Raw genomic sequence first — 26,206 nt, 5'->3', positions numbered from 1 at the left:
CGGGTCAGAGGCTGCGGGCGGTGATGTCGCCGTGGGCGGTGGTGGCGTGGACGGTGAGTTCGGCCGCGGCGCCGGCGGTGTTGGCGAGGGCGTTGTGGATCCGGCCGTGGCCGGTGCCGGCGTCGAGGGTGGCGGACACGCCGCAGGCGGCGCCGATGACGATCGAGCCGGCCTCGGTGCGCAGGTCGACGGTGCCGCGTACGGCCTCGGTGATGTGGAGGTCGCCGTTGTGGGTGCTGATCGTGGCGGGGCCGCCCAGGCGGCCGACGGTGATGGGGCCGTCGAGGACGGTGAGGTGGGCGGCGGCGGTCTCGTCGAGCTTGACGGTGCCCCGGGCGCCGTCGAAGGTGACGTTGCCGAGCCGTCCGACGCCGCGCAGTTCGGCGGCGGCGCACTTCGCCTCGAGGTGGGAGCCGGCGGGCAGTCGGACGGTCACCTCGACGGCGCCGGAGGAGCCGAGGATGCGGCTGTCGGCGGGCTCGGCCGCGATCCGCAGGACGCCGTCGCGGTGGGTGACCGCGGTCCGTCCGGCCGCCTTCACGTCGCGGCCCTTGGAGGCGTCCGCCGGGCGGACCTCCACCACGGTGTCGGCCCGGTCCGCCGCGATGAGGCTGATCCGGCCGGCGGGGACGTCGAGGACGACGGAGACCGGGGCGGGGGTGTCGAACTTCTGCATGGTGCACTCCTTCGGACTGCTGTTTCTGATGAGAGAAACGCTACGTTGCATTTGATGAACTGACAACGAGTCCGTTGTGCATGAATCGCATATTTGCAGGTAGTTAGCGGTAAATCGTTGCGTCGGGCTCGACGATAATGCAACGACCGGGTGGGTGGGCGTTGCAATGGGATCGAGCTGAACGCTACTCGGCGGGGTGTGCCGGGTCCGAGCCCGGACTTGGGACTCTCTTGGGGTGGCGGTCGGCCCGACAGGGGTGGCCGGGGGTGCGCCGGGAGTCGGGCGCAAGGCCGTCCGGGAGGGTGGGTGCCGGTCGCTCCGCGACCACGCGCGGGGGCCTTGACGGGACGGTGCCGCGAGTGTCGACCAGCGTCAAGTACGTTCCGCCGCCGGTCAGTTGACTGATCGACCGGAGAGCGGAACCGCGCACCCTCCGTGCCGGACCGCACGGGAAGCGGGCTGACTGGACGTCAGATTAATGCGGGGGAACTTCCCGGGGAAGAAGCGCGGGTGGGGCCCGATCGAGCTTTCCCGTGTCCGGTATGCACACGTAGCGTTGAGGCGCTCGGTCATGTCTTCACAAGAGGTCCTCGCGTGCGTCACCGCCGTTCGGGAGCGCTCCCGCGCCGGGCGGCCCGGAGGCCCGAACCACGGGAGCGGCAGTGGATGGTCCGGCGCTTGAGGGGCGCGACCGCGGTGGCGTGCGCTGGGAGGGGCTGCAGGCCGAGCGGGGTGCCGGCGGCCGGTACCGCTGGCAGTTGAAGGCGCCCAACGGCCGGGTGGTGGCGATCTCCCCGCCGGTGTACGAGACCTCCGCCGAGGCCGAGCGCGGTTTCGCCGAGCTGGTGGCCGTCGGTCCCGTACTGGTGGCCAGGATCACCCATGTGCGGGAGGGGCTGGGCTGGGTCTGGGTGGTCCCGGGCCCGCGCGGCAACCCGCTGGTGCGCTCGCACCGCGCGTACGAACGCTACGCCACCTGTCAGAGCGCCTTCCGAAGATTCGTGGCCCTGCTCGCGAAGCAGGGCGAAGGGTGGCCCACCGAACCCGGGGCCGGGCGGTGACGGTGACCGCGGGCCGCCGGCCGCGGCTGCTCGCCGTCCAGGGCCCGGACGGGACCGTCGGGTGGTCGCTGAGCGCGGTCAACGGCCGGCAGCTGGGCTGCTCGGTGAAGCTCTTCCGGTCGGAGGAGGAACTCCGGTCGGCCCTGCGAGAGTTGCTGGTGGAACGGGCGGCGCTGAGGTACCAGCTCGCGCAGGGCGGCCCGCACCTGTGGGTGTGGACGGCCTGCCTGCCGGTGCGGTCCACCCGGCCCGGCGCCGCCGACCCCGGGCCGGTCGCCCGCAGCGCGCGGGGCTACCTGAGGCGTGATCAGTGCCGGCAGGGCATCGAGAGTTTCCGCAACGCTCTCCAGCAGTTGGAGCAGTGGCTGCGGGTGCCCGGCCCGCCCGACCGTTGGCCCTGGTGAACACGGGTGGGACCGCAGGGTCCGGTGCGGCACGGTGGCCGACAGGTGACCGGCCGCACCCCGGGTCGCCACCTGGAGAAGAACGGTGCCGGGCCCGTGCGGCCGGTCCGGTCGGCCGCCGGACGGCGCCACGCCCGCGCTGAGCTGCGGTGACGCGGGCCGAGGTGGCCGTTCACATCCGCTGGCGGTCCGGCCGGGCACATGCGGACGGCACTTCCCGGCCGTGGGCGCTGCGGCAAGTATCGGTGCCGCCGGGGGCGCCGCACACGGGGGCCGCCGGAACCGTGGATCCCTCCCGGATCCCGGGTCACGCGATGTACGTCTCTCCCACCGGAGGAAGAGGAACATGCGTCACACCGCCGCCAAGCTGCTCGCCGCCACCGCGATCACCGCCTCGCTCGCGACCGTCGCGGTCACCCCCGCCTCGGCCGACCCGGCGAGCCTCCCGGCCGCCGGCTCGATCGTGGGCGTGGGTTCGGACACCACGCAGGCCCTGTACAACCAGTTCTCCACCGACTACAACGCCTTCCTGGCCGGCAGCGGCAGCACCGCGCCCCGCCTCTACAGCTGGGACGCGACCGGCAGCTCCCCGATCACCACCAAGACCGGTGCGACCTCCATCACCCGCCCGAACGGTTCCGGCGCCGGCATCTCCGCGCTGAACGCGAACACCAACGCGACCGTCGACTTCGCCCGCTCCTCCCGGGCCAAGCAGGCCTCCGACCCGGCCACCTTCGACTTCGTGAACCTGGCCAAGGACGCCGTGACCTGGTCCGCCAAGGCGGGCGGCAACGCCCCGGCGAACCTGACCACCGCCGACCTGGTCGCCATCTACACCTGCACCAAGACCAACTGGAACCAGATCAACGCCTCCTACCCGAACGCCACCATCAAGGCGTACCTGCCGCAGGCCTCCTCCGGCACCCGCTCCTTCTTCCTCACCGCGATCAACGGCGGCGGCTCCGCCCTCACCCCGGGCGCCTGCGTGGTCTCCGGCCCCGAGGAGAACGAGGGCACCGACCCGGTGCTGAACGACGCGAACGTGGTCTTCCCCTACTCGGTCGGCCACTACGTGGGCCAGCTGAACGGCCACACCACCGCCACCGACGACAAGGGCGTCCTGACCGTCCGCCAGATCGGCGGCGTCAGCCCGCTCACCGGGACCAACACCCTGAACCCGGCCTTCGCCGCGGGTTCCTACGGCCGCGTGCTCTACACCGTCGTCCGTGACTCGGAGTTCGGCGTCGGCAGCCCGCTGCGCAACATCTTCGGCCAGACCGGCTGGGTCTGCAGCGCGACCGGCGGCAAGGCCTCCATCACCAGCTACGGCTTCCTGAACCTGCCGGGCACCGCCTGCGGCACCTTCTAGTCGCGGGCCGGGACCAGCCGGCCCGCCACAGCAGCGTTGCCGCAGCAGCACAGCAGCACAGCAGCACAGCAGCACCGCCGCAGCGCGGTATCGCCGCACCGCCGCGCTGCGGCACCGGAACAGGCGCAGGTGCCGCCGCACCAGGGCACCCGCGGTGACCGGCACGGCACCACCCGGTCCCGCCCGCCGACGGCCCCAGGCCGGGCGGGCGGGCCCGGCCCGGCCCGTTCCGTACGGACGCCGGCCCAGCCAGTCCAGCCGACCCAGCCAGTCCAGTTCGCCCAGCTCGGCCAGTACGCCCGGCTCATCCGGTACGCCCGGTGAGCCCGGTCAGCCCAGTACCCCCGGGAGCCCGCCGCAGCGGGTCCCAGTAGTCGAGGAGAGTCGCCGATGTCCCGTCCCGCCGCCCGTCTCGCCGTCCGCATCGCCGCCGGCACCGCCACCCTGGCCCTCGCCGCCGGTGCGGTCGCGGCCACCCCCGTCGCCGCCGTCGCCGCCACCCCGGCCTCCGGCAGCGCTGTGGTGAACGAGAGCAACACGTTCTTCCAGCAGGCCGCACTGGCGGGCATCGTCGCGCTCCCGCTGCCCTCGGCCTCGGGCTCCTACGACGGGACCACCGGCCTCTCGGCGAGCTTCCCGGTGACCGGCGGTGTCGCCGACATCCCGCAGTTCTACGGCACCGTCGAGCTCGGCGGCAGCCTGCTGGTGATCGACGTGAAGACCGGCAGGTCCCTGGTCTTCAAGCAGCTCGCGTTCAGCGTGGACACCTGGCAGCTGACCGGCGTCCCGGCCGGTGCCACCAGCCCGATCGCGCTGCTGGACCCGGCCGGCGACACCCGGGTCATCCGCAACGGCACCCTGCAGACGCTGACCTCGGTGGACCTGACGGTCGACGCGCAGGCCGCCCAGCTGCTGGACCAGAAGCTGAACACCACGTTCTTCACCGAGGGCCAGTCGGTCGGCTCCTTCGCGCTGAACTTCACCCCGGCGTCCTGACCTCCGCGCCGATCTCCGTCCCGACCTCCGCCCGACCGGTTCGGGGCCGCGGCTCCACGCGCGGCCCCGAACGGCCGTCTCCGGCGGTACTGCTCCAACGGGCTTGCTGTGGCCGGTAGTTGACCACGGAGACAGAGAAGTCTTCATTCCAGCTGGCCAGTTGGGGCCTCATACACCTGAGCGACAGTCGGCCGCCATGTCGCTCTGGCCAAATGAGGTCGTCCGGTGGCCGAACCACCCGTTCCGCGCCGCCGCCTCCCACGAACCAGGCTGGTCCGGCCGTCCCGCCGCACCCGGAGGTGCCCGCCATGAGAATCCGCCCACCCCGTCCGTTCGGCCGCCCGAGGTGGCCGAGGATGCTGTTCGCGGCGTCCTTCGCCTGGGCGGTGGTGGTGGCGATCGGCATCGTCCCGCTCGGTCTGGACACCGCCCCGCAGGCGCACGCCGCCGGTGCGGTCACCGTCACCGGGCCGGCCGTCTGGCAGCCCGCGACCGGCGACTACGGGCCGCAGGGCTCGGTCACCGTCAGCCCGGCGACCGGCCTGACCAACCAGGTGGTCCAGGTGTCCTGGACCGGGTTCACCCCCACCGTGGACATCTTCGGCAGCCCGGTCAGCACCGTGCGGCACCCGTCGAACGGCGCCTACGACGCCAACGCGGTCTACCCGGTCCGGGTCTACCAGTGCCGCGGCAAGGACCCGCGGCCCACCGACTGCTACGGCTCGCTGCTGTACGGCGGCGACCCGGCGAAGGGGTTCCAGCAGTCCGCCCCCGGCGCGGGCCTGAACGCCCCCGAGTTCCCCACCAACATGGTGATCGGCGCCACCCGGCCGGACGGCTCCGGCTCGCTGTCGATCGAGGTCTGGACCGCCCAGCAGAGCCAGACCCTGGGCTGCGACCAGAACCACCCCTGCTCGCTGGTGGTCGAGCCGAACTACGGCGGCGACCCGATCGGCGCCTACCAGGCCGAACCGGGCGCCATCAACTGCGAGGACCACTCGCCGGACGTCGACTACTTCTACAACTCGGCCACCGACGCGATGCTGGACCGCACCAACGTCGGCCCCGACGGCTGGCGCTCCGGCGAGGCCTGCGCCTGGACCCACCGCACCGTCGTCCCGCTCACCTTCGCCCCCTCCGCCGACGACTGCGCGAGCGGCGCCGCCGCGTTCTCCGCCACCGGCCTGGAGATGGCCAACCGGGCGATGCAGCAGTGGCGCGCCGGCCTGTGCCAGGGCGACAGCCCGCTGAACCTCCAGTACACCTTCGGCGGCGGCGAGCCGCAGGCCCGCGCCGCCTTCCTGCGCCGCTCCGGCAGCGACCTGGCGCTGACCGCCCGCCCGGACACCGGACCCGCCACCCGGCCGTACGTCTACGCGCCGCTGGCCACCTCGGCGATCTCGATCGCCTACCTGGTCGACGACGGCTCCACCCACCAGCAGATCCGCCGGCTGCGGCTGAACGCCCGGCTGCTCGCCAAGATGCTGACCCAGTCGTACCGGATGGCCGGGCAGGACGACATCGAGTCGGTCCAGGGCAACCCGCTCTGCCTGTTCGACGACCCGGAGTTCCGGCAGCTCAACCCGAGCGACCCGGTGAACGGCCCGGTCTGGCCCGGCTGCCTGATCAACGGCGACTTCCGGGCCAGCTCCCCGGTGGTGGTCGGCGGCACCACCGACCTGGTGCACCAGCTCACCTCGTGGATCGCGGCCGACCCGGAGGCGGGCCAGTTCCTGCAGGGCGCCGCAGACCCGTGGGGGATGCACATCGACTCCTTCTACCTGCGCCCGAAGTTCGCCGGCTACCCCGTCGACGCCTTCCAGCCGCAGGACTACTCCGGCCCGAGCAGCTGGAAGCAGTTCGAGTGGAACCCGCTGCTCGGCGGCCTCGGCCAGGTCACCCGCAGCGCCCTCCAGGCGCTCGCCTCCTGCCTCAACCCGGACCTCACCCCGACCGGCGGCCACAACAAGTGCGTGCCGCAGCCGGTCGGCGAGCGCGGCTTCTTCGCCGTACTGGACTCCGGCTCGGCCCAGGCGATGAGCCTTCCGGAGGCCGAACTCCTCAACCCGGCGGGCGGATTCGTCGCCCCCACGCTCAGCGGCATGCAGGCGGCGGTCGCCGACATGCCGGTGGACGCGGCCACCGGCACCCAGGAACTCCCGTACGGCGACCGGGGAGCCGCGTTCGCCAAGGACACCGCGGCCTACCCGCTCACCACCGTCCAGTACGCGATGCTGCCGACCGAGGGTCTGGCGGCCGGCAAGTCCGCCGCGGTCTCCCGCTTCGTCCGGCAGGTCACCGACCCCGGCGGCGGTCAGGTCTACGGCTGGGCGCCCGGACGGCTCGCCCCCGGGTACGCCGCCCTGACCGGCGCCCAGGTCACCCAGGCGCAGACCGCCGCCCAGCACGTCGCGGCCCAGGACGGCACCCTCCCCGGCAACCAGAGCGCACCGGCCGCCGCCACCGGTGGCCCGGGTGGCTCCGGCTCCACCGGCAGCGGCGCCGGGCAGGGCGGCGGCGGCCCGGCCACCGGGGGCGGCTCCGGCTCCGGCGGCTCCACCGGGACGGCCGGCGGGAGCGACCCGCAGCCCGGGGCACCCGCGGCCGCGACCGGCCGGCCCTCGCCCGGCGCCTCGTCCTCCGCCCTCGCGGCCGCACCGGTCGGCCGTCCGTCCCCCGACCGGGCCGGGGCGGCCCGGATCCTGCTGCCGGTGGTGCTGGTGGCGGGCGGTGTCCTGCTGGTCGGCGGCCCGGCCGCGCTGCTGCTCGGCGGCACCGCCGCCGGCGGCCGGATCACGGGTGCGGCCCGCCGGTCCTGGTCCCGCTGGACGGGGACCGGCGGCTGACCCGACCCGCCCGGCGTCGGCGCGGCCCACCGTCAGGGCCGCGCCGGCGCCGGGCCGCCCACCCGACCGCCGCCGGGTCCCCGACGCCGCCGGGCCCCGTACGTCCCAGTCACCGCACCGCGCCAGCACGGCCGGGCCCGCCGGAGAGAGACGAACCGATGGCATCCCACGTCCAGTCCGCAGCACCCCCGGCGCCGCCCGCCGACGAGCCGGCCGAGGACCGGCCGCGCGCGATCGGCGCGCCCGCCGCCGTCGGCGACCGGGTCTTCCGGGGCGTCCTGCGGGCCGCCGGGCTCTCGGTCTTCCTGATCATGGGCCTGATCGCCTTCTTCCTGCTGCTGCGCGGCTCCCAGGCGCTGCGCGCGGTCGGCTGGTCGTTCTTCACCGAGTCGCGCTGGCAGACCGCCGCGCACCGGTTCGGCATCGCCGCCGTGCTGCCCAACGGCCTGCTGATCGCCCTGATCGCGCTGTGCATCGCCGTCCCGGTGGCGCTCACCGCAGCGGTCTTCATCTCCGAGTACGCCCCGGCCGGGCTGCGGTCGGTGCTGATCTCGCTGGTCGACCTGATGGCCGCGATCCCGAGCATCGTGTACGGGCTGTGGGGGCTGTTCTTCCTGCAGCCGCGGATCGTCGGCCTGGTGCGCTGGCTGGCGCTGCACCTGGGCGGGGTGCTGCCGTTCCTGAAGGTCCGCACCGGCGACATCGGCACCTCCTACACCTCCTCGACCTTCATCGCCGGGGTGGTGGTGTCGCTGATGATCATCCCGATCGTCGCCTCGCTCAGCCGGGAGGTGTTCTCCCAGGCGCCGGCCGGCGAACGGGAGGGCGCCTACGCGCTGGGCTCCACCCGCTGGGGGATGGTCCGCACGGTGGTGCTGCCGTTCGGCCGGGGCGGGGTGATCGGCGCGGTGATGCTGGGCTTCGGCCGGGCGATGGGGGAGACCATCGCGGTCGCGCTGATCATCTCGCCCTCGTTCAAGGTGATGGGCCACGTGCTGGAGAACGGCGCCAACTCGATCTCCGCCCTGATCGCGCTGCGCTTCGGCGAGTCGGACGCGCTGTCGCTCTCCGCGCTGATGGCCGCCGGACTGGTGCTGTTCGCGCTCACCCTGCTGGTCAACCTGGCGGCCGGCGTGGTCATCAACCGTTCGCGCTCCGGCGCCACCACGGCGGACTGACCCGTGCACCCCGCCCCGCCCGCCGCCGAACCCCCGGAAGGGAACCACCCGATGAGCCCCGCCACCGCGACCGCGCCCGTGGCCGACGACCCCGACCGGCCCGAACGCCGCCTGCGGCTCGGCGGGGTGACCCGCGCCGACGTCTGGACGGTGGCCGCGGCGGCCGGCGGCTCGCTGGCCCTGGACTGGCTGCTGTACGAGCGGCTGCTGCCGTTCAGCGGCGCCCTCGGCTTCCTGCTCTGCTGGTACCTCCTCTTCCTGGCGGTGTACTTCGCCGCCGGCCGGCTCCAGTGGGACCCGCTGTCGGTCCGCGAGCGGATGGTGTCGGTCCTGGCGTGGAGCTCCGGCCTGCTGGTGATCGGGCTGATCCTGGACCAGATCGGCTACGTGCTGGTCCGCGGCCTCGACGCGGCGCAGCACCTCAACTTCTTCACCCAGTCGATGGAGCACACCGCCGCGCTGTCGCCGATCACCTCCGGCGGCGCGCTGAACGCGATCGTCGGCTCGCTCGAACAGCTGGGCCTGGCCACCCTGTTCGCGGTGCCGCTGGGCATCGCCGCGGCCGTCTTCATGTCCGAGGTCGGCGGCCGGATGGCCCGGCCGGTGCGGACCCTGGTGGAGGCGATGACCGCGCTGCCGTCCATCGTGGCCGGCCTGTTCGTGCTCGGCGTGGTGATCCTCACCTTCGGCGCCGAGAAGAGCGGCCTGGCCGCCTCGCTCGCCCTGACGGTGATGATGATGCCGATCGTCACCCGGGCCGCGGAGGTGGTGATCCGGCTGGTGCCCGGCACCCTGCGGGAGGCCTCGTACGCGCTCGGCGGCAGCCAGTGGCGCACGGTGTGGAACGTGGTGCTGCCCACCGCCCGGCCCGGTCTGGTGACGGCGGTGGTGCTGGGCATGGCGCGCGGCGTCGGCGAGACCTCGCCGGTCCTGCTCACCTCCGGCTTCACCGCGGGCATGAACCTCGACCCGCTGGAGGGCCGCCAGGTCTCCCTGCCGCTGTACATCTGGAACTACGTCAAGCAGCCCTACCCCGACATGGTCGCCCGGGCGTTCGCCGCCGCGCTCACGCTGATGGTGATCGTGCTGGTGCTGTTCGTGGCCGCCCGCGTGCTGGGCGGGCGGCCCGCCGGGCGGATGACGCTGCGCGCGCGCCGCCGGCAGGCCCGCGCCGACCGGGCGGCGGCCGGTCAGGTCCGCACCGCGACCGCCGTCACCGCCGCCGAGGCCGTGTGATGACCACGACCATCCGATACCGCTCTCGAGGAGTCCCCATGACCGGGCCCAGGACCGCGCGTCCGCTGGCCGTCCTGCTCGGCGTCCTGCTGGTGCTGCTGGCGGGCGGGCCCGCGCACGCCGCCACCTCGCTCAACGCGGACGGCTCCAGCTGGGCCGGACCCGCCATCGACCAGTGGCGCCAGGACGTGGCGCCGCAGGGCATCCAGATCAACTTCAGCCCGGTCGGCTCGGCCGCGGGCCGCACCCAGTGGGCCAACGGGCAGGACGACTTCACCGCCTCGGACGTCCCGTTCCGCTCCCGCCCCGACACCGGCGTCAACTCCGGCGGCGCCACCTCCGGCGCCGGCCAGCCGGAGAACCCGGTCTACGGCTACTCGTACGTGCCGATCACCGCCGGCGGCACCGCGTTCATGTACAACCTGGTGGTCGGCGGCAAGCGCGTCACCGACCTGCGGCTGTCGCCGGACACCCTGGTCGGCATCTTCACCAACCGGATCACCTCCTGGGACGACCCGAAGATCACCCAGGAGTACGGCCGGGCGCTGCCCAAACTGCCGATCACCCCGGTGGTGCGCTCCGACGGCTCAGGCGCCACCGCCCAGTTCACCCGCTGGATGGAGCACACCCACCAGGGCGAGTGGGACGCCTACTGCGCCAAGGTCAACGGTGTCGGCTGCGGCGACTACACCGAGTTCTACCCGCCGTCCGGCCGGATGGTCGCCCAGAACGGCTCCGACGTGGTGGCCGGCTACATCCAGTCGCCCACCGGCCTCGGGGCGATCGGCTACGACGAGTACGCCTTCGCCAAGCGCTCCAGCTGGCCCGTCGTCAAGGTGCTGAACCCGGCCGGCTACTACAGCCTGCCGACCGCCTCCAACGTGGCCGTCGCGCTGACCGCCGCGAAGATCCGCGGTGTCGACGACGCCACCTCGCCCGCGGACCCCGACTTCCTCCAGCAGAACCTCGACGGCGTCTACACGATGACCGACCCGCGCTCCTACCCGGTCTCCAGCTACAGCTACCTGATCGTGCCGCGTGCCGCCGCCGCCCTCCCGCCGCCGCCGCGCTTCACCAACGACAAGGGCAGCGCGCTCAGCCGGTTCATCTCGTACGTGCTCTGCGAGGGCCAGGGCGAGGCGGACAGCCTCGGCTACTCGCCGATCCCGCGCAACCTGGTCCGCGGCGGCATGCTCCAGGTCGGCCACATCCCCGGCAGCGCGAGCACCGTCGACCCCAACTCGCTGAACAACTGCGCCAACCCGACCTTCAACGCGGCCGGTGAGCTGACCGTGCTGAAGAACGCCCCGCAGCCCAGTCCCTGCGACAAGCAGGGCTCGCCGCTGGACTGCACCGTGCAGAACGGCCAGGCGGTCGCCAAGTCCGGTACCGGCGGCGGCACCTCGTCCACCGGCGGGACCGGCGGCGGCTCCGGGGGGGCCGGGACCGGCGGCACCACCGGCGCGGCCGCGGCCGGCGGTACGGCGGGCGGTGCGGCCGCCGCCACCGGCACCGACGGCGTGGTCGACCCGCAGACCGGTGAGGTGGTCACCGCCGGGAGCGGCGGTGCGGGCGGCGGCGGTGCGCCGGCGGCCACCGTGGTCGCGGTCGGCGGGCGCCCCGAGGACTGGGTCCTGTCCACCCTGACCGCGGTCGAACTGCTCGGCGTGGTGGCCGTGCCCCCGCTGCTCGGCCACTGGCTGCAGCGGCGGCGCCGGGCCGCGGCGGGGGGTGCGCGATGACGGCACCGACCCTGGAGCGGCCGCCCGCGGACGGCCGGCCCGCCCGGCCCGAGGCGCCCGCCGCCCGTCCCGCCCGGCCCGAACTCCCGGGCGGGCGCCGCCGGGTGGTCCAGGCGGGCTGGGCCGCGACCCTGGCGGCCGCCCTGCTGCTCGGCTTCGCCGGCTACCTGCTGGCGCTCTCCGGGCTCCAGCAGCAGCACTTCCAGTCCACCGCGTACAAGACCTTCCGCGACCAGCTGGCCAACGCGGTGGCGCCGACCGGGCCGACCGGTGACGGCGAGCCGGTCGCGATCCTGGACATCCCGGCGATCGGCCTGCACCGGGCCGTGGTGGTCGAGGGGACCGCCGGCCGCGACCTGATGCGGGGTCCGGGCCACCGCCGGGACACCGTGCTGCCCGGCCAGCGCGGGACCTCGGTGCTGTTCGGGCGGGGGACCGCGTTCGGCGCGCCGTTCGGCGCGCTGGCCGACCTGCGGGTCGGCGACCGGATCACCGTCACCACCGGCCAGGGCAGCTTCGGCTACACCGTCAACACCTACGGCGACGGCGACCACCCGATCACCGATCAGGCCCCGGCCCGGCTGGTCCTGGTCACCAGCGACTCCGGCTGGATCCCGACCGGCACCGTCCTGGTCGGCGCCCGCCTGGACGGCGAACCGCAGCCCTCGGCCGGCGGCCGCCCCGCGCAGCTGCCCGCCGACCGGGCGCTCGCGGTGGACGGCGGTGCCCTCGCCGCCCTCCAGCTGTGGGCGCTGGCCCTGCTCGGAGCCGCCGCCGTGACCACCCTCGCGGTGCGGCGCTGGCACGGCCGGGCGGCCTGGCTGAGCCTGGCGCCCGTGCTGGGCGCGCTGCTCTGGGCGGTGTACGAGAACGCCGCCGCCCTGCTGCCCAACCTCTACTGACCCGACCTCCCCGCCCCACTCCATCCCGGCCCGACCTGCGACGACCCGACCTGCGACGACCCGCTCCCCACCGACCGATCCCGGAAGGACCGCACCCATGACCGACGCGACCCACCAGCCCCTCGCGTCCTTCCCCGCCCCGGCCGGCCACCCGTCCGCCGCCGCTTATGCGCCGCCGCCCGGTCCGGCCGCCGAGGCCGACACCGCCCGGCTGCCGGCCGTCACCGAGCCGCCGGGCGGGCCGGCCGGGCTGGAGACCCGGGCGGTCTCCGCCTGGTTCGGCGACCGCAAGGTGCTGGACCGGGTCTCGCTGGCCATGCGCGCGGGCGAGGTGACGGCGCTGATCGGCCCCTCCGGCTGCGGCAAGTCCACCTACCTGCGCATCCTCAACCGGATGCACGAGATGGTCCGGGGCGCGGCGCTGGCCGGCGAGGTCCTGCTGGAGGGCGAGGACGTGTACGCGCCGGGGCGGCGTCCGGCGGAGGTCCGGCGCCGGATCGGGATGGTCTTCCAGCGGCCCAACCCGTTCCCGGCGATGTCCATCGCGGACAACGTCGCCAGCGGCCTCAAGCTGGCCGGCCTCAAGGTGGGCCGCCAGGAGCGTGAGCACCTGATCGAGTCCAGCCTGCGCCGGGCCGGGCTGTGGAACGAGGTCAGCGGCCGGCTGCACACCCCCGGCGGGGCGCTCTCCGGCGGCCAGCAGCAGCGGCTGTGCATCGCCCGCTCGCTCGCGGTCTCGCCGGAGATCCTGCTGATGGACGAGCCCTGCTCGGCGCTCGACCCGACCTCCACCCGCCGGGTCGAGGACACCATCGCCGAACTCAGCGGCCGGCTCACCATCGTCATCGTCACCCACAACATGCAGCAGGCCCAGCGCGTCTCGCAGTCCTGCGCGTTCTTCCTGGCCACCCACGACACCCCGGGCCGGATCGTGGAGGCCGGCCCCACCCGGCAGATCTTCGGCAGCCCGGCGGACCGGCGGACCGCCGACTACGTCGGCGGCCGCTTCGGCTGAGGTCCGGGCGCACCCCGGCCCCGGGCGGCGGGGTTCGTGCCCTGCCCTGTGCAAGACTGCTGCGATGACCGACAGTGACGCGGCCCCCGGCCCCGCCGCCCCGGCGGCCGCGGGCCGGCTCGGGCTCACCATCAAGCGGGCGGAGCAGACCCTGATCGCCCGCAAGACGCAGGCGCTGCGGGAGTTCGACCTCACGGTGCCGCAGTACTCGGTGCTGCTGCTGCTCTCCGGGTCGAGCGGGATGTCCGCCGCGCAGCTCGCCCGGGAGTGCATGGTGACCCCGCAGACCATGTCCACGGTGCTGGCCAACCTGGAGAAGCACGGGCTGATCGCGCGCAGTTCGTCCGAGCTGCACCAGAAGGTGGTGGTCAACCGGGCGACCGAGGCCGGCCAGGCGCTGGTACGGCGGGCCGACCGGGCCGCGCTGCGGGTGGAGGGGGCGCTCAGCGGGGAGTTCGCGCCGGACGAGCTGGCGCTGTTCGAGAGCTTCCTGGAGCGGGCCGTCCGGGTCCTGGGCGAGCTGGCCTGACCGGGTGGGCCGGGCTGCCGGTCCCAACACGCCGAGGCCCGCTCGGCACCGTGCCAAGCGCCGGTCGTCGGCGGATACTGGCGACATGCCCCAGAACCCTGAGAGCCCCGAATTCCCGGAGGACTTCGACGAGGAATCGCCGGTGGTCGTCGAGGCGGACGACGAGGAACGCGAGGTGGACGGCCACCTCGGCGACGACCTCGAAGCGCTGCGCGAGCGCCGCGCACTGGGCGCGGGGGACTCCGACGACGGTGACGCGGTCGAGCAGACCCTCGAGGTCGGCCTCGACGAGGACGAGTACCGGGTCTGACCGGCCGGCCCCGCGGACCGGGCGGGCCGCCGGCGCGCTCAGAGCGCCTTGCGCCGCTGCAGCCAGGCGAACGCCGCCCACCCGGGCAGCATCGGCAGGACGAAGGTGAGCAGCCGGTACAGCACGACCACGGCCAGTGCGGTGCCGTCGTCCATCCCGCCGATGCTGGCCAGCAGCTGCTGCAGCGCCGTCTCGACACCGCCGACGCCGCCCGGGGTCGGCACCGCCGAACCCACCGCGTTGCCGGTCATCAGGGTGAAGCCGACCGCCGAGTAGCCGGGTGCCTGGCCGATCGCCCGGGCGCAGCAGTACAGGCAGGTCACGAAGGCCATCGAGACCAGCAGCTGCCCGGCCACGCCGGCGGCCAGCTTGCCGGGCTGCTGGAGCAGGTCGAGCAGCCGGGGCAGCACCTCGGCGCGCAGCGGCCGCAGCAGCGCCTGGATCCGCCGGCGCAGGCTCGGGACGGCCATCGCGGCGAGCACCAGCAGTCCGAGCAGCGCCGCGACGATCCCCATCACCACGGGGTTGGGCATCTCGCTCTGTGGGCCGCGTCCGACCACCCAGCCGAACAGTGCGAGCTGCAGCAGGTGCAGCACCATCCCGAGCAGCTGGGCGGCTCCCACGCTGGACAGCGCCTGGGCGGTCGGGATGCCGCTGCGCTGCAGGTAGCGGGTGTTCAGCGCGGCGCCGCCGACGGCGGTGGGGGAGACCACCTTCACGAAGGAGCCGGCGATCTGCGCGACCAGGGTGCGCGAGAAGCTCAGCCGCTCGGGGACGAAGCCGATCAGCCCGAGTGCCGCCGCGAGGTGGCTGAGCATCGCCACCGAGGCCGCGGCGGCCAGCCAGACCGGGTCGGCCCCGGCGAGGACGGTGACCGGGTTGGTGCCGCGGAACAGTTCCTTCAGCAGCAGGAAGCCGGCCAGCATCCCGGCCAGCACGGTGATCAGGGTGCGCGGCCGCAGCCGTTCCAGCCGGACCGGCTCGGCGGGTGCCTGCGGCAGGCTGCGCAGCGCCTCGGCGCGGACCTCGGCGACCAGTCCGGGGTGTTCGCGCAGCGCGGTGCGGGTCTCGCGGGCGAGCGCGATCGGCTGGAGCACCGGCAGCGCGGCGCAGACCGCGGCGGGGCCGAGCGCCGCGGTGGCGGAGTGCACGGCCCGCTCGGGGCCGACCCGCAGGGCGAGCACGGTCAGCAGTCCGGCGAGGTCCAGCCGCAGCAGCAGCTCGCTCGCGGCGATCTCGCCCTCGGCCAGGTCGACCAGGTGGACCGCGCCGTCGGCGTCCACCAGCAGGCTGCGCGGGCCGATGGTGCGGTGCGCCAGCCGGCGGCGGCGCAGCAGCCGCAGCTGCTGCCAGGCGTCGGCCAGGACCTCGTCGGTCAGCTCCTGGTCGGCCAGTTCGGCCAGCGGCCGGGCGGCGAGCCGCGGGTAGGCGACCACGGCGGCGTCCGGGCCGAGCTCGGCGACGGCCACCGGCGCGGGGGTGCGGACCCCGGCGGCGGTCGCCGCGTACGCGAGCAGGGCCTGGCGTTCCAGGGTGGCGCGCAGCGGGCGCAGGCCGAGCGCCGGGGGTGCGGTGCGCAGCCGCAGCAGCTGCCAGATGCGGTGCAGCAGGCCGCTGGCCTGGGCCTGCCGGTCGAGCAGCCGGACCTCCAGTTCGGGGCGGCCGTCGTGCTGGGTGACCAGGTAGCGGCCGGGTCCGGCGTCGCGGACCCGGTCGGGCCGTACGCCGGCCCGGGCGAGGGTGGTGCGCAGCTGCCGCTCGGTCGGCAGGCTGGTGGGTTCGCCGATCGCGTACCGGGTGCCGTGGGCGACGGTCCAGCCGACCAGCAGGCCGAGCAGCAGGGAGAACGGGGTGGCGTAGCCGGTGAGCAGTCCGGACAGGCCGGCCGAGGTGACGGCGACGGTGAGCGCGGTGCGCCAGCGGGCGTGCCCGACGGTGCCGACGGTGGTCATGAAGGCGAGGACGGGGGCCAGCAGGCCGTACACCGGGTCGGTCCGGCCGGTGCCGCCGGGCGCGGGGTGGGTGAGGGTGTCCAGTCCGCCGGCGGCGAGGTCCAGGGCGAGCGCGAGGCCGAAGGCGATCACGGCGGCGAGGACGCCGTCGGTGACCCGGCGCCGGTCGCCGCGGGCCAGCCGGGCGACCGCGAACGCGGTGGGGACCAGCAGCAGGGCGGCGGTGCACAGGGCGGCGGCCACCAGGACCGGGGTGTGCGGCAGGAGCCTGGCGCCGATGGTGATGTCGGTGTCCAGGCCGGCGGCGGTGCGCTCGGCGTAGTCCGCGACCAGCAGGGTGAGGCCGATGGCGGCGAGGCCGGCCGGCAGCCGGATCAGTGCGGCGGGGTGCCGTACCCGCAGCGGGTCGCCGGACCTCGGGCCGCGCTGCGCGGGATGCCCGGCGGCCGAGGTCAGCGCATGATCGTCTGGTATCACCGTGGCCACGCGGCATGCTCCCACACGGGTGTGAGCCCCAGCCGTCGTCCAGGGGGAATGCCAGGGAACAATCAGGGGTGTATAACAGCGGATATCCGGACATACGCCATGGATGCCGCACCCGTGCGGCCGCCCTCCCCGCACCCGCGGGGACCGGCGGACGCCGAAGGGAGGTCGACGATGAAGCGATCGACGGCCAAGATGACCAAGCTCCGCGAGGGCACCCAGGAGATCCTGGAGCGCCGCGCGATGGCCGCCTCGACCGGCCCGCTCGCCCCGCAGCTCCACACCGACACCCCGACCGCCGCCCGGACCGGCCCCTACTTCGGGGACGACACCTTCAGCCACGGCGGCCGCCGCAGCTTCGGCGCCACCGCGCCACCGCCCGGCCAGGCCCACCACGCCGAGCTCCCCGGCCACCGGCACCGCGGCGCGGAGAAGCACTCCGCGCACTGACCTCCCCGGCGGGGCGGCCGTCCGGACACCGGCGGCCGCCCCGCCGGCCTGCGCGGCGGCGGCCTGTGCGGCGGCGGACGGGAACCGCCTGCACCGCCGGCCGCCCGGGTGCGAGAGTGGTGCGCGACACCGCCGCGTACCGAGGGAGCGCCGCCATGACGGACAGCCAGCCGATGCAGACCCGCGACCAGTGGCTGGCCTCGCTGCCCCGGGTCTACGCCGCCGCCGGCTGCCTGATCACCGACCCGGCCGGCCGGGTGCTGATCGTCAAGGCCGGCTACCGCGAGCACTGGCAGTTCGTCGGCGGCACCGTCGACCGCGGCGAGAACCCCCGGCAGTGCGCGGGCCGCGAATTGCTGGAGGAGACCGGCATCGTCAAGGAGGCCGGCGACCTGCTGGTGGTCGCCTGGACCAACCCGTCCGACGGACTCGACCACCCGGCGGGCCACTTCCTCTTCGACCTCGGTACCATCGCGGCCGACACCCCGGTCACCCTCCCCGCCGGCGAACTCGACGACCACCGCTGGGCCACCGTCGACGAGGCCCTGGAACTGCTCGGCCCCGCCCGCTCGCTGCGCCTGGCGGCCGGCCTCGAGGCCCGCGCCGACGGCCGTACCCGCGTCCTGACCACCCCCACCTCCGGCTTCTGACCGCCCCGGCCCGGGGACGCCCTCCGGGGGCGCCGGCGGCTCAGGCCGGGTTGCGCCAGACGTACGCGGCCGACACCGGGTGGCTGCGGTACTTCTCCCACTGGGGCTTCAGCGCGATCCACTCCTCGTCCACCACCGCCTCGCGCATCTCGGCCAGCTGCCAGCCCGCCGCCAGACCCGCCGAGAGGTGCTCGCCGACCAGGTGGATGTGGGTCGTGATGGCCGTCGGGGTGCCGTCCGCCGCCGTGAAGTGGGTCGGCATGCCGGCCGCCATGATGAAGTACGGGTGCAGGCCGACCAGCACGAACAGGCCGCCCGGCCGGGCCAGCCGCCGGGCCTCCCGGTACAGCGGCCCGAGGTCGGCCAGGTGCTCGTCGACCAGCGAGGACACCACCAGGTCGTAACCGTCGCCGGGCAGTCCGGTGGCCGCCAGATCGGCCTCGACCAGCCGGTCGTGGGCGCCGCGGGCCCGGGCCCGGTCGAGCATCTGCGGGGTGAGGTCGACCCCGTCGACCGCCGCCACCCCCCGCCCGCGCAGCCAGGCGCCGGTCCGGCCGGTCCCGCAGCCGAGGTCGGCCGCGCGCCGCGCCCCGTCCCACTGCGGGACCGCGAGCCGGTCGAGCACCGCGAGGTCCATGGCGTCCTGCACGGTCTGCTCGTAGGTCTCGGCCCAGCCGGCGTAGCCGGTCCGGACGTCCACCATCGGATAGTTGCGGCTGTCGAAGTCGGCGAAGTCAACCATGCCGCCAGTGTCATCGGCGCGCCCGCCGCGCGGCCAACGGTTTACCGCCGGCCGGCGCTCGGAGCGGGAGTCTCAAACCGTCGTGGCCGCGCGCGCGAAGCCGACCGAAGCGTGGAACCGCTGCGCCGAGCCCCGGGCCGCGCCGGTCGGCCCGCACCAGGAGCTCGTTGCGCGGGTCCGCGTCGATCGCCGCGAACGCGCTCTCGTACGCTGCCCCGACGGTGATCGCGGCCGGGTCGAGGACCGCGCGCTCGTCGGCGAGCAGGACGAGGATCGCGGGCAGGTCGGGGCGGGCGGCGGTACGCAGGATCACGGCCCGGGTGCAGGCGGGGACGAAGGAGCGTGGAGCGATGGAGCCGGTGAGCTACCGCGAGGCCGAGGTGCCGGCCGAACTGCGCGCGCAGGTCTGGGAGTTGCAGGAGCTGGCCTGGCCGACCGGGGAGCCGGACCCCGGGTTCAGCCACGATCCGGCGCTGGACCCGCGCTCGATGCTGCTGCTCGAGGGCGGCGCCGTGGTCGCCGCCCTCGACCTGCTCGGCAAGGAGATCACCCACGGTGGGCAGGTCTTCCGGGCCCGCGGGCTGTCCGCGGTGGTCACCGACCCGGCGCGGCGCGGGCGGGGCCACGGCGGCCGGCTGGTCGCCGCGGCCCGGGCCGCACTCGGCCCGCTCGGCGCCGACCTCGGGATCTTCAGCTGCGACCGCCCGCTGGTGCCGTTCTACGTCCGGGCCGGCTGGCAGCCGCTGCCCGGCACGGTCCTGGTCGGCGGGACGCCCGAGCGGCCCTTCCCCAGCGACCGCGCGGGCTTCGACAAGGTGGTGCTGGCCGACTTCGTCACCGCCCGGGCCCGCGCACACCGGGCGTCCTTCGCCGGTGCCCGGGTCGCGCTGCACCCCGGTGAGATCGACCGGCTGTGGTGACCGGCCCCACCGGGCGCGGCAGCCGGGCCGCTCAGTCCAGCAACCGGGCCCGGACGGCGGCCAGGTCGGCGGCGGGCAGACAGGACTCGGGGTCGAACTCGGCCAGCACCTCGTGCAGCGCCGCCTCGGCGGTGGTACCCGCCTCCCGCAGGATCTGCTCGATCACCAGCCCCTCGTCGGGCCGGCCGAGCATGCCCCACAGCGGGCGCAGGTTCTCGGTGCTGAGCAGGTAGTCGGCGGCGACGGCAGCCGGCTCCACCCCGGCCAGCGCCAGCAGCACCAGCGCCGCCAGCCCGGTACGGTCGCGGCCCGCCCCGCAGTGCACCACCACGCCGCCCGGCCGGGCCCCGGCGACGGCGCCGACCAGCGCGGCCACCGCGTGCGGGCAGTCGTCCAGGTACGGCCGGAAGGCCAGCGGCGTGCCGTCCAGCGCGCCGAACCGGGCCCACCAGCCGGGCCCGGCCAGCTCGTCCAGCGGCACCCGGACCAGGTCCAGATCGGCGGGGTGCGGCAGCCGCGGACGGAAGTCCGCCTCGTCCCGCAGGTCGACCACGGTCCGGATGCCGTAGGCGTACAGCGCGGCCCAGCCCTCGTCGGTCAGCGAGTCCAGGTTGTCGGCGCGCACCACGGCGCCCCGGCGGGTGCGGCGGCCGTCGACCGTGGGCAGCCCGCCGAGGTCGCGCACGTTGAGGCAGCCGTCCCAGGCCAGCTGTCGGTCGTCCGTCGTCTCGCTGCGCATGCCGCTGGGTCCCCCGGTGCTCGGTGCCCGGGTGGCCCCGTGCCGCCCGGCTGGGTATCAGGACGGCTGACGGACCGTCGGCGGTTCCCCGGCGGCCGTCCGCCCGGCCCGGCCCGGGCCCCGGGTCAGCCCGGCCCGGCCTCGAACACCCACAGCGCGCGGCCCAGCGTGTCCAGGCAGCGGACCCGGTCGAAACGGTCGTCCCCGGCGGACAGGAAACCCAGCGCGGCCGCCTCCAGCACCTCCCGGGCGACGGGGTCGGACCGGCTCCACGCACCGTGCAGCAGCAGGGCGCCGCCGAGCAGTTCGGCCCGGCCGATCCGGGGGACGGCGGCCAGTGCCAGCGCGGCGTCGACCTCCGCCAGTTCGTCCCGGGACAGGTACCCGGCGGCGTCCGGTTCGGCCAGCCGGCGCAGCAGCTCGGGCAGCGCGTAGTGGCGGACGGCGGCCACCGAGTCCTCCACCGCGACCAGCCAGCGCGGCCCAGGCGCGACCTCCCACCAGACCTCCCCGCCGGCCGGCAGCAGCTCGCCGATCCCGGCCCGCCAGGCGGGCGGCCCCGCACCGGGGGACCTCGGGGTGATCGCCAGCCCCAGGGTGTACCGGACGGACCGCCCGCCGTCGGGCCCGGCCGCCTGCGGCTGCGGGGTCCGGACGTCGAGCAGCACCTGGCGGGTCGGGTCCGGCAGGGTGAACGCGTGCGGCCCGCCGGTGAAGCCGAGGGCCCGCAGGGCGGGCGCGAAGTGGTCGCGGAGGGCTTCGGCGAAGAGCTGGTGGGCGGTGGTCATCACTGTTCCGTGGGGGTGGCCGGGAGGGCGGGCACGCGGGGGAGTGTGCTCCGTCCACGAACCTATGCCTCGGGCACCTTTGCGGGCAGCGGGCGAATGGCAGTGGCTGACAGGACCTTCGTCCCCGTCCGATCCGCCGGGTGCGCCCCCGCGCCCGCCCCGGTGCGCCCCGGACCCGGCCGTCACGGCCCCACCGGGATGACGCATCATGTGGCTGGTGCACAGTGCAGAACACCCCGGGGCGGGCACCGGCGACGGAGCCGGCCGTCCGACCGTCCACGAGCGGGCGCCCGACCGGCGGGCCGACCTGGCGGCAGCCGTCCAGGCCGCCCGGGACGGGGACGAGGCCGCCTTCCGGGTGCTGTTCCGGGCCGTCCAGCCGGGCCTGCTGCGCTACCTCGGGGTGCTGGTCGGCGGCCGGTCCGAGGACGCCGAGGACATCGCCTCCGAGGCCTGGCTGCAGGTCGCCCGCGACCTCGGGCGCTTCAGCGGCGACTCCGACGGCTTCCGGGCCTGGGTCGCCACCATCGCGCGCAACCGGGCCATGGACCACCTGCGCCGCCAGCGCCGCCGCCCGGTCGCCGACCTGCCGGTGGAGTACCTGGCCGACCTGGCCGCCGCCGAGGACACCGCCGGCGCCGCCCTGACCACGGTGACCACCGCCGACGCCCTCGCGCTGATCGCCCGGCTGCCCCGCGACCAGGCCGAGGCGGTGCTGCTGCGGGTGGTGCTGGAGCTGGACGCCGAGAGCGCCGCGCGGGTCCTGGGCAAGCGGTCCGGCAGCGTCCGGATGGCCGCCCACCGGGGACTGCGCAGACTCGCCGGACTGCTCGAGGCGGGCGGCGGGGCCGCCGGGGGCCTGCCGGGGAGGCCGGCCGTCGAGCCGCCGGCGGGGGTGCCCGCGGCGGCGGACCGCCGGACCGCGAGAAAAATCTCCCCGCCGGGTGTGACACCGCGAACAGCCGCGACGCTGAAGGACATGAGATGAGCACCAACCGATCCCGCCGGATCGACCGCGAGACCGCCGAGCAGCTGCTCGCCGGTGCCGGGGCCGACCCGGAGGCCGGTCGGGCCGCCGCCACCGGCCACCCGGCCCTGGCCGGGCTGCTCGCCGCCGCTGCCGCCCCGGCCGCGGACGGCGAGGCGGACGGTGAGGTGGCCGGGGAGCGGCAGGCCCTGGCCGCGTTCCGGGAAGCCCGTCTCACCTCCGCCGCAGCCACCGGCTCGGCCCGACCCACCAGCACGGCCGACCGGCCCCGGAGACGAACCATGGCGGACACCGCGCTCGCGCGGGCCTTCAGCGCGAAGGCCCTCGCCGCCGCGTTCGCCGTGACCGCGCTCGGGGGTGTCGCCGTCGCCGCGGGCACCGGGTCGCTGCCGCCGGCGCTGGGCGGCGCCCCGGCCCCGGCCCGGCCGCCGGTCAGCGCTCCCGCCGTACCGGCCGCCACCGGCTCCGCCGCGGCCGGCGCGCGCCCGTCCGGGAGCGGTACGGCGTCGGTCCCGCCGGACCGGGCCCGGCCGGGCGGCTCCGCCGCAGGGTCCGCACCGGCGTCCGGGTCCGCCCCGGCGCCCGGCACGGGCACCCGCCCGCAGGACGGTCCGACGTCCGCCGCCCCGAGCGTCGACGCGGCCTCGGCGGCGCCGGACGCCCCGCTCTGCCGTTCGCTGCGCGACCGGCTGCGGGCCGGCGAGCGGCTGGCCGACCTGCTGAAGGAGCAGGCGCTCCAGCGGCTGTCGCGCTCCGCCGGCGGCACCGGGCGGACGGCGGGGTACTGCGCGGCCGTGCTGCACGAGGACTTCCCCGGGGACGGTTCGTCCGACGGGCAGGACGGCTCCTCGGGCGGCAAGGACGCCCGGCCCTCGGGCCAGGCCAAGGCCGCGACGGCCACCCCTTCGGCCTCCGGCGGCCGCCGGGGGTGAACGCCAGAACTCCGGTCGGGCCGCGGGCGATCCCCCCGGGCCCGCGGCCCGACCGGTGACCCGGCCCTGCCAGGGCCGGGCCCGCCGCCCGTGCGGCGACGGCCCCCGGCGGGCCGGCGGCACCCGGCGCAGGCCGGGCGCCCGCGAGACTCCGGGCGGTCGGTGGGCTCCCCCCGTGTCCACCGCCCGCCCGGTCCCCGCCCCCGCGGCGGCGCCCGCTGCGCGGCCGGGCCGGCGCGAGGCGTCCCGCCTGCAGCTTCGGCCGCGGCCCCGCCCGGCCGCTATCGTGCACAGATGCACGAGGCGACCTGGAGCCTTGGGCCGACGGAGTGAGGGGAGCGGTTCCCGGTGATCGGACGTGCACTGAACGGGCGCTACGAGCTCGTGGAGATACTCGGCGTCGGCGGCATGGCCACGGTCTGGCGCGCCGTCGACCGCCAGCTCGGCCGCCAGGTGGCCGTCAAGGTGCTCAACGGCGGCCTCGCCGACGACCCGCGCTTCGCCGACCGGTTCGGCCAGGAGGCCCAGCACGCCGCGATGCTGGTGCACCCGCGGGTGGCGATGGTCTTCGACTCCGGGGTGGACCAGGGGGCCCCGTACATCGTCATGGAGCTGGTGCAGGGCCGGCCGCTGAGCCGCCTGATCGCCGAGGCCGGGCGGCTGCCGGTGGAGCGGGCGGTCGGCGTCGCCGCGGCGGTCTGCGAGGCGCTGGCCGCGGCCCACGCCCAGGGCCTGGTGCACCGGGACATCAAACCCGGCAACATCATGATCACCGAGGACGGCGGGGTGAAGGTGGTGGACTTCGGCATCGCCCGGGCCGGCTCCTCCGCCTCCCGCCTCACCCAGACCGCGACCGTGGTCGGCACCGCCGCCTACCTCTCCCCGGAGCAGGCCACGGCCGGCGCGGTCGACGGCCGGGCGGATCTCTACGCGGTCGGCTGCGTCCTGGTCGAGATGCTCACCGGCGCACCGCCGTTCGACGCCGACACCCCGGTCGCCATCGCCTTCAAGCACGTCAGCGAGTACCCGGTGCCGGTCTCGGTGCACCGCCCCGACGTCCCGCCGGCCCTGGACACCGCCGTGCTGCGGCTGCTCGCCAAGCACCCCGACGGCCGACCGGCCGACGCCGGCTCGGCCCGGGCCGAGCTGCTGGCCGCCGTCCCCGGGACGCAGCCCGCCGACCGCACCGGCGAACTGCTGGCCGCCGGCTCCGGTGCGGGCGCGGCCACCCAGGTGCTGCCGCCGGTTCCCGCCGCGCCCTACCCCGACCAGCAGCGCCGCACCTCGGTGCTGCCGCCGGTGCCGCAGCAGGCCGGGTACCCGCCCCACCCACAGCCGTCGTACGAGCAGCCGCCGTACGAGCAGCACCGGCCGGACCACCGCGACCACGACGAGCAGCCGCCGGCCCGCAGCAGGCGCCCGCTGGTCCTCGCCGGCGCGGGGGTGGCGGTGGCGGCGGTCGCGGTGGTGGCCGCGGCCCTCAGCCTGAACGGCTCCGCCGCCGACACCGCCGGCGCCGCCGTTCCCAGCACCCCCGTCTCCCCGCCGGCCGCCACCGCCTCCGCCGCCGCGCCCCCGCCCGGCGCGGCCACCACGGCGCCCGGCCGCACCACCTCGCCGTCGGCCTCCCCGTCCGGCTCCGCCTCGCCGTCGCCCGGCGGCAGAACCAACCCGGCGGTCGGGATCGCCCAGCTGCGGGCCGCCGTCGCGCAGACCAGGATGCCCAAGGACCGGGACCGCCAGGCCGACCTGCTGCGGGTGCTGGACACGGCGGCCCTCGCGGTCGTCGGCCACCGCCCGGACGACGCCGAGGACGCGCTGCGGGAGGCCCAGCGGCTGGTCAAGGACCTGACGAAGCGGCACGCGGTCGACGGCGACACCGCGCAGGCCTGGCAGTCCAGGCTGAGTTCACTGATCGCCGCGGTCCACGACCAGCAGCAGGACCAGAACGGCTGACCCCCGGCGCCCGGCCCCCCGGCTCAGTCACCGTGGCGGCGCTGGTCCGCCCGGTGCTCCATGGTGGTCTTCAGCCGGCGGCTGATGGCGGCGCCGCCCGCGGTCAGGAAGACCAGGGTGTAGAGGATCTGGAGTATCACCACCACCCGGGCCGCCTGCCCGACCGGGACGATGTCGCCGTACCCGACGGTGGCCATCGTGATCACGGTGAAGTACAGCGCGTCGACCTTGGTGTTGATGCCGGGGAACTCGTTCGGGTTCTTGGCCATCGCCAGGTAGGCGGTGGAGAACAGCAGCATCGAGAAGCAGAGCACCACGATGATCACCAGCACCGGGTGGCCGCGCTCCCCGATCAGCTCCATCTGGATCTGCCGCAGCAGACTGACCGCCACCCCGACCAGCAGCACCGCGAAGACCGTCCAGCTGAGTGCCGGGTGGTGCGGGCCGAACACGTCCAGCGGCAGCAGGAACCAGACGGTGATCATCAGGAACGGGAGACCGAGGATGATCACCCAGGCCAGCGGCTGGGCTCCGCGTCGGGCCATGGGCACCCCCGGCAGTCGGGACGCGTCGGACCCGTCCAGCCTGCCGGAGGCACCGCCGCCGCGCCCCCCGCACCGGGGCCGTTCGGACGAACCGGATCAGCCGAGCCCCGCCCGGGCGGCGTCACCCGGGGTGGCGAACAGCCGGTGCGAGGCGTCCTCCTGGGCCAGCCGGCGCAGCGCCGCGAGTGCCGCGTCACCCAGCACGGTGCCGATCACCGCGCTCTCCACCAGGCCGTCCGGGTCCGGGTGGGTGGCCACCGCCGCGACCTCGGCCGCCGCCAGCCGCTCGGCGGCCTCGGCGTAGTCCTCCAGCAGGCCGACCAGCTCGCCCTGGCCCAGGGTGCGGAAGGTGACGATCACCTGGGCGAGCGCCTGCCGGGCCGGGCTGTCCGGCTTGACCTGCCAGCCGAGCCGGCCCACCAGCTCCTCGACTGTTCCCTCGGCTTGCCGGCGCACCTCGCCCTCGCCGGGGCTCTCGCCCTCGGCGAGGCCGGCCGGGGTGGGCGCCGTGACGGCGCCGAGCGCCACGCCGAGCGTCTCGTGCAGCGAGCCGCCGGGGGTGTCGAGCGCGGTCAGCACCTCGCGGGCCGCGGCGATCGACAGCCGGCCGACGTCGATCATGGCGCGGACCAGCTTGAGCCGGTGGACGTGGGCGTCGCCGTACTGCGCCTGGTTGGGGCTGGTCAGCTCGCCGGCCGGGAGCAGGCCCTCACGCAGGTAGTACTTGATGGTCGGGACCGGTACGCCGGTCCGGCTGCTCAACTCGCCGATGCGCATGGCTGTCCGCTCCCTCGTCT

The 26,206-nt window shown here is 75.5% G+C and carries 26 protein-coding genes; 18 read left to right on the top strand and 8 right to left on the bottom strand.

Annotated features, from left to right (window positions below):
- Positions 1–4: 4 nt before the first annotated feature.
- Positions 5–676: a DUF4097 family beta strand repeat-containing protein gene (locus AC2TEW_RS31255; RefSeq protein WP_484624458.1), complete on the bottom strand. Its 672-nt coding sequence runs from the start codon at positions 674–676 to the stop codon at positions 5–7.
- 662 nt (positions 677–1,338) lie between these two features.
- Between AC2TEW_RS31255 and AC2TEW_RS31250 the strand changes: the two genes are divergently transcribed.
- The 12 genes from AC2TEW_RS31250 to AC2TEW_RS31195 all read left to right on the top strand — a co-directional run bounded on the left by AC2TEW_RS31250 (position 1,339) and on the right by AC2TEW_RS31195 (position 14,264).
- Complete coding sequence (locus AC2TEW_RS31250; protein WP_149038302.1) at positions 1,339–1,737, top strand: DUF1508 domain-containing protein; 399 nt, start codon at positions 1,339–1,341, stop codon at positions 1,735–1,737.
- Positions 1,707–2,141: a hypothetical protein gene (locus AC2TEW_RS31245; RefSeq protein WP_484626701.1), complete on the top strand. Its 435-nt coding sequence runs from the start codon at positions 1,707–1,709 to the stop codon at positions 2,139–2,141. The genes AC2TEW_RS31250 and AC2TEW_RS31245 overlap by 31 nt, the downstream gene beginning before the upstream one ends.
- 346 nt (positions 2,142–2,487) lie before the next feature.
- On the top strand, positions 2,488–3,510 hold the full coding sequence (locus AC2TEW_RS31240; RefSeq protein WP_484626700.1) for a PstS family phosphate ABC transporter substrate-binding protein: 1,023 nt from the start codon (positions 2,488–2,490) through the stop codon (positions 3,508–3,510).
- A 390-nt stretch (positions 3,511–3,900) separates the two neighbouring features.
- Positions 3,901–4,506 (top strand): hypothetical protein, encoded by a 606-nt coding sequence (locus AC2TEW_RS31235; RefSeq protein ID WP_484626699.1) that lies wholly within the window; start codon positions 3,901–3,903, stop codon positions 4,504–4,506.
- A 356-nt stretch (positions 4,507–4,862) separates the two neighbouring features.
- The gene (locus tag AC2TEW_RS31230) at positions 4,863–7,352 is read left to right on the top strand and encodes a hypothetical protein (RefSeq protein ID WP_484626698.1); all 2,490 of its coding nucleotides are present in this window, start codon (positions 4,863–4,865) and stop codon (positions 7,350–7,352) included.
- Between the two features lie 158 nt (positions 7,353–7,510).
- The gene (gene pstC, locus AC2TEW_RS31225) at positions 7,511–8,530 is read left to right on the top strand and encodes a phosphate ABC transporter permease subunit PstC (protein ID WP_484626697.1); all 1,020 of its coding nucleotides are present in this window, start codon (positions 7,511–7,513) and stop codon (positions 8,528–8,530) included.
- Positions 8,531–8,581: 51 nt separating this feature from the next.
- Positions 8,582–9,766 (top strand): phosphate ABC transporter permease PstA, encoded by a 1,185-nt coding sequence (gene pstA / locus AC2TEW_RS31220; protein WP_484626696.1) that lies wholly within the window; start codon positions 8,582–8,584, stop codon positions 9,764–9,766.
- Between the two features lie 38 nt (positions 9,767–9,804).
- Positions 9,805–11,508 carry a substrate-binding domain-containing protein gene (locus AC2TEW_RS31215; protein WP_484626695.1) on the top strand — a complete coding sequence of 568 codons (1,704 nt, stop codon included), beginning with the start codon at positions 9,805–9,807 and terminating at the stop codon, positions 11,506–11,508.
- On the top strand, positions 11,505–12,410 hold the full coding sequence (locus AC2TEW_RS31210; RefSeq protein WP_484626694.1) for a sortase: 906 nt from the start codon (positions 11,505–11,507) through the stop codon (positions 12,408–12,410). The genes AC2TEW_RS31215 and AC2TEW_RS31210 overlap by 4 nt, the downstream gene beginning before the upstream one ends.
- 97 nt (positions 12,411–12,507) lie before the next feature.
- On the top strand, positions 12,508–13,425 hold the full coding sequence (locus AC2TEW_RS31205; protein WP_484626693.1) for a phosphate ABC transporter ATP-binding protein: 918 nt from the start codon (positions 12,508–12,510) through the stop codon (positions 13,423–13,425).
- Positions 13,426–13,489: 64 nt separating this feature from the next.
- Positions 13,490–13,954, top strand: coding sequence for a MarR family winged helix-turn-helix transcriptional regulator (locus AC2TEW_RS31200; RefSeq protein WP_359892398.1), 465 nt, complete (start codon positions 13,490–13,492; stop codon positions 13,952–13,954).
- 85 nt (positions 13,955–14,039) lie between these two features.
- A complete protein-coding gene (locus AC2TEW_RS31195; RefSeq protein ID WP_484626692.1) occupies positions 14,040–14,264 on the top strand; it encodes a hypothetical protein in 225 nt (74 codons plus the stop codon).
- A gap of 38 nt (positions 14,265–14,302) precedes the next feature.
- Here AC2TEW_RS31195 and AC2TEW_RS31190 read toward each other — a convergent pair whose 3' ends face one another.
- The gene (locus tag AC2TEW_RS31190; protein ID WP_484626691.1) at positions 14,303–16,702 is read right to left on the bottom strand and encodes a lysylphosphatidylglycerol synthase transmembrane domain-containing protein; all 2,400 of its coding nucleotides are present in this window, start codon (positions 16,700–16,702) and stop codon (positions 14,303–14,305) included.
- 171 nt (positions 16,703–16,873) lie between these two features.
- On the opposite strand from AC2TEW_RS31190, the gene AC2TEW_RS31185 reads away from it, so the two are divergent.
- Entirely contained in the window at positions 16,874–17,149 is a 276-nt protein-coding gene (locus AC2TEW_RS31185; RefSeq protein WP_484626690.1) for a hypothetical protein, read from the top strand.
- A 155-nt stretch (positions 17,150–17,304) separates the two neighbouring features.
- The gene (locus AC2TEW_RS31180; RefSeq protein ID WP_484626689.1) at positions 17,305–17,799 is read left to right on the top strand and encodes an NUDIX domain-containing protein; all 495 of its coding nucleotides are present in this window, start codon (positions 17,305–17,307) and stop codon (positions 17,797–17,799) included.
- A gap of 40 nt (positions 17,800–17,839) precedes the next feature.
- On the opposite strand, the gene AC2TEW_RS31175 is transcribed toward AC2TEW_RS31180, so the two are convergent.
- Positions 17,840–18,541, bottom strand: a complete 702-nt coding sequence (locus AC2TEW_RS31175; protein ID WP_484626688.1) for a class I SAM-dependent DNA methyltransferase — start codon at positions 18,539–18,541, stop codon at positions 17,840–17,842.
- Positions 18,542–18,551: 10 nt separating this feature from the next.
- On the bottom strand, positions 18,552–18,854 hold the full coding sequence (locus tag AC2TEW_RS31170) for a hypothetical protein (protein ID WP_484626687.1): 303 nt from the start codon (positions 18,852–18,854) through the stop codon (positions 18,552–18,554).
- Between the two features lie 37 nt (positions 18,855–18,891).
- Here AC2TEW_RS31170 and AC2TEW_RS31165 point away from each other — a divergent pair, with 37 nt between their 5' ends.
- Entirely contained in the window at positions 18,892–19,461 is a 570-nt protein-coding gene (locus AC2TEW_RS31165) for a GNAT family N-acetyltransferase (protein WP_484626686.1), read from the top strand.
- 31 nt (positions 19,462–19,492) lie between these two features.
- Here AC2TEW_RS31165 and AC2TEW_RS31160 read toward each other — a convergent pair whose 3' ends face one another.
- Both AC2TEW_RS31160 and AC2TEW_RS31155 read right to left on the bottom strand, forming a co-directional pair.
- Positions 19,493–20,200: a tyrosine-protein phosphatase gene (locus AC2TEW_RS31160; RefSeq protein WP_484626685.1), complete on the bottom strand. Its 708-nt coding sequence runs from the start codon at positions 20,198–20,200 to the stop codon at positions 19,493–19,495.
- A gap of 125 nt (positions 20,201–20,325) precedes the next feature.
- Entirely contained in the window at positions 20,326–20,988 is a 663-nt protein-coding gene (locus AC2TEW_RS31155) for a hypothetical protein (protein ID WP_484626684.1), read from the bottom strand.
- Positions 20,989–21,196: 208 nt separating this feature from the next.
- Here AC2TEW_RS31155 and AC2TEW_RS31150 point away from each other — a divergent pair, with 208 nt between their 5' ends.
- The 3 genes from AC2TEW_RS31150 (at position 21,197) to AC2TEW_RS31140 (ending at position 24,864) form a co-directional block, all read left to right on the top strand.
- Positions 21,197–21,976 (top strand): RNA polymerase sigma factor, encoded by a 780-nt coding sequence (locus tag AC2TEW_RS31150; RefSeq protein WP_484626683.1) that lies wholly within the window; start codon positions 21,197–21,199, stop codon positions 21,974–21,976.
- Positions 21,973–22,908 (top strand): hypothetical protein, encoded by a 936-nt coding sequence (locus tag AC2TEW_RS31145; RefSeq protein ID WP_484626682.1) that lies wholly within the window; start codon positions 21,973–21,975, stop codon positions 22,906–22,908. The genes AC2TEW_RS31150 and AC2TEW_RS31145 overlap by 4 nt, the downstream gene beginning before the upstream one ends.
- Positions 22,909–23,256: 348 nt before the next feature.
- Entirely contained in the window at positions 23,257–24,864 is a 1,608-nt protein-coding gene (locus tag AC2TEW_RS31140) for a protein kinase domain-containing protein (protein ID WP_484626681.1), read from the top strand.
- A 23-nt stretch (positions 24,865–24,887) separates the two neighbouring features.
- Here the strand turns inward: AC2TEW_RS31140 and AC2TEW_RS31135 are convergent, their stop codons facing one another.
- Both AC2TEW_RS31135 and AC2TEW_RS31130 read right to left on the bottom strand, forming a co-directional pair.
- Positions 24,888–25,409, bottom strand: a complete 522-nt coding sequence (locus tag AC2TEW_RS31135) for a potassium channel family protein (RefSeq protein ID WP_484626680.1) — start codon at positions 25,407–25,409, stop codon at positions 24,888–24,890.
- 96 nt (positions 25,410–25,505) lie between these two features.
- Positions 25,506–26,186 (bottom strand): MerR family transcriptional regulator, encoded by a 681-nt coding sequence (locus AC2TEW_RS31130; protein ID WP_484626679.1) that lies wholly within the window; start codon positions 26,184–26,186, stop codon positions 25,506–25,508.
- Positions 26,187–26,206: the final 20 nt, after the last annotated feature.

This window comes from Kitasatospora sp. NEAU-CNBT7, assembly GCF_057220535.1.
This window is presented reverse-complemented; position numbering and strand designations above follow the sequence as displayed.

Bases quoted from the DNA above. Each gene is read 5' to 3' on its own strand.
- AC2TEW_RS31255 (WP_484624458.1), bottom strand. From the start codon at position 676: ATGCAGAAGTTCGACACCCCCGCCCCGGTCTCCGTCGTCCTCGACGTC.
- AC2TEW_RS31240 (WP_484626700.1), top strand. From the start codon at position 2,488: ATGCGTCACACCGCCGCCAAGCTGCTCGCCGCCACCGCGATCACCGCC.
- AC2TEW_RS31235 (WP_484626699.1), top strand. From the start codon at position 3,901: ATGTCCCGTCCCGCCGCCCGTCTCGCCGTCCGCATCGCCGCCGGCACC.
- AC2TEW_RS31230 (WP_484626698.1), top strand. From the start codon at position 4,863: ATGCTGTTCGCGGCGTCCTTCGCCTGGGCGGTGGTGGTGGCGATCGGC.
- pstC (WP_484626697.1), top strand. From the start codon at position 7,511: ATGGCATCCCACGTCCAGTCCGCAGCACCCCCGGCGCCGCCCGCCGAC.
- pstA (WP_484626696.1), top strand. From the start codon at position 8,582: ATGAGCCCCGCCACCGCGACCGCGCCCGTGGCCGACGACCCCGACCGG.
- AC2TEW_RS31215 (WP_484626695.1), top strand. From the start codon at position 9,805: ATGACCGGGCCCAGGACCGCGCGTCCGCTGGCCGTCCTGCTCGGCGTC.
- AC2TEW_RS31210 (WP_484626694.1), top strand. From the start codon at position 11,505: ATGACGGCACCGACCCTGGAGCGGCCGCCCGCGGACGGCCGGCCCGCC.
- AC2TEW_RS31205 (WP_484626693.1), top strand. From the start codon at position 12,508: ATGACCGACGCGACCCACCAGCCCCTCGCGTCCTTCCCCGCCCCGGCC.
- AC2TEW_RS31200 (WP_359892398.1), top strand. From the start codon at position 13,490: ATGACCGACAGTGACGCGGCCCCCGGCCCCGCCGCCCCGGCGGCCGCG.
- AC2TEW_RS31195 (WP_484626692.1), top strand. From the start codon at position 14,040: ATGCCCCAGAACCCTGAGAGCCCCGAATTCCCGGAGGACTTCGACGAG.
- AC2TEW_RS31185 (WP_484626690.1), top strand. From the start codon at position 16,874: ATGAAGCGATCGACGGCCAAGATGACCAAGCTCCGCGAGGGCACCCAG.
- AC2TEW_RS31180 (WP_484626689.1), top strand. From the start codon at position 17,305: ATGACGGACAGCCAGCCGATGCAGACCCGCGACCAGTGGCTGGCCTCG.
- AC2TEW_RS31175 (WP_484626688.1), bottom strand. From the start codon at position 18,541: ATGGTTGACTTCGCCGACTTCGACAGCCGCAACTATCCGATGGTGGAC.
- AC2TEW_RS31165 (WP_484626686.1), top strand. From the start codon at position 18,892: ATGGAGCCGGTGAGCTACCGCGAGGCCGAGGTGCCGGCCGAACTGCGC.
- AC2TEW_RS31160 (WP_484626685.1), bottom strand. From the start codon at position 20,200: ATGCGCAGCGAGACGACGGACGACCGACAGCTGGCCTGGGACGGCTGC.
- AC2TEW_RS31155 (WP_484626684.1), bottom strand. From the start codon at position 20,988: ATGACCACCGCCCACCAGCTCTTCGCCGAAGCCCTCCGCGACCACTTC.
- AC2TEW_RS31150 (WP_484626683.1), top strand. From the start codon at position 21,197: ATGTGGCTGGTGCACAGTGCAGAACACCCCGGGGCGGGCACCGGCGAC.
- AC2TEW_RS31145 (WP_484626682.1), top strand. From the start codon at position 21,973: ATGAGCACCAACCGATCCCGCCGGATCGACCGCGAGACCGCCGAGCAG.
- AC2TEW_RS31135 (WP_484626680.1), bottom strand. From the start codon at position 25,409: ATGGCCCGACGCGGAGCCCAGCCGCTGGCCTGGGTGATCATCCTCGGT.
- AC2TEW_RS31130 (WP_484626679.1), bottom strand. From the start codon at position 26,186: ATGCGCATCGGCGAGTTGAGCAGCCGGACCGGCGTACCGGTCCCGACC.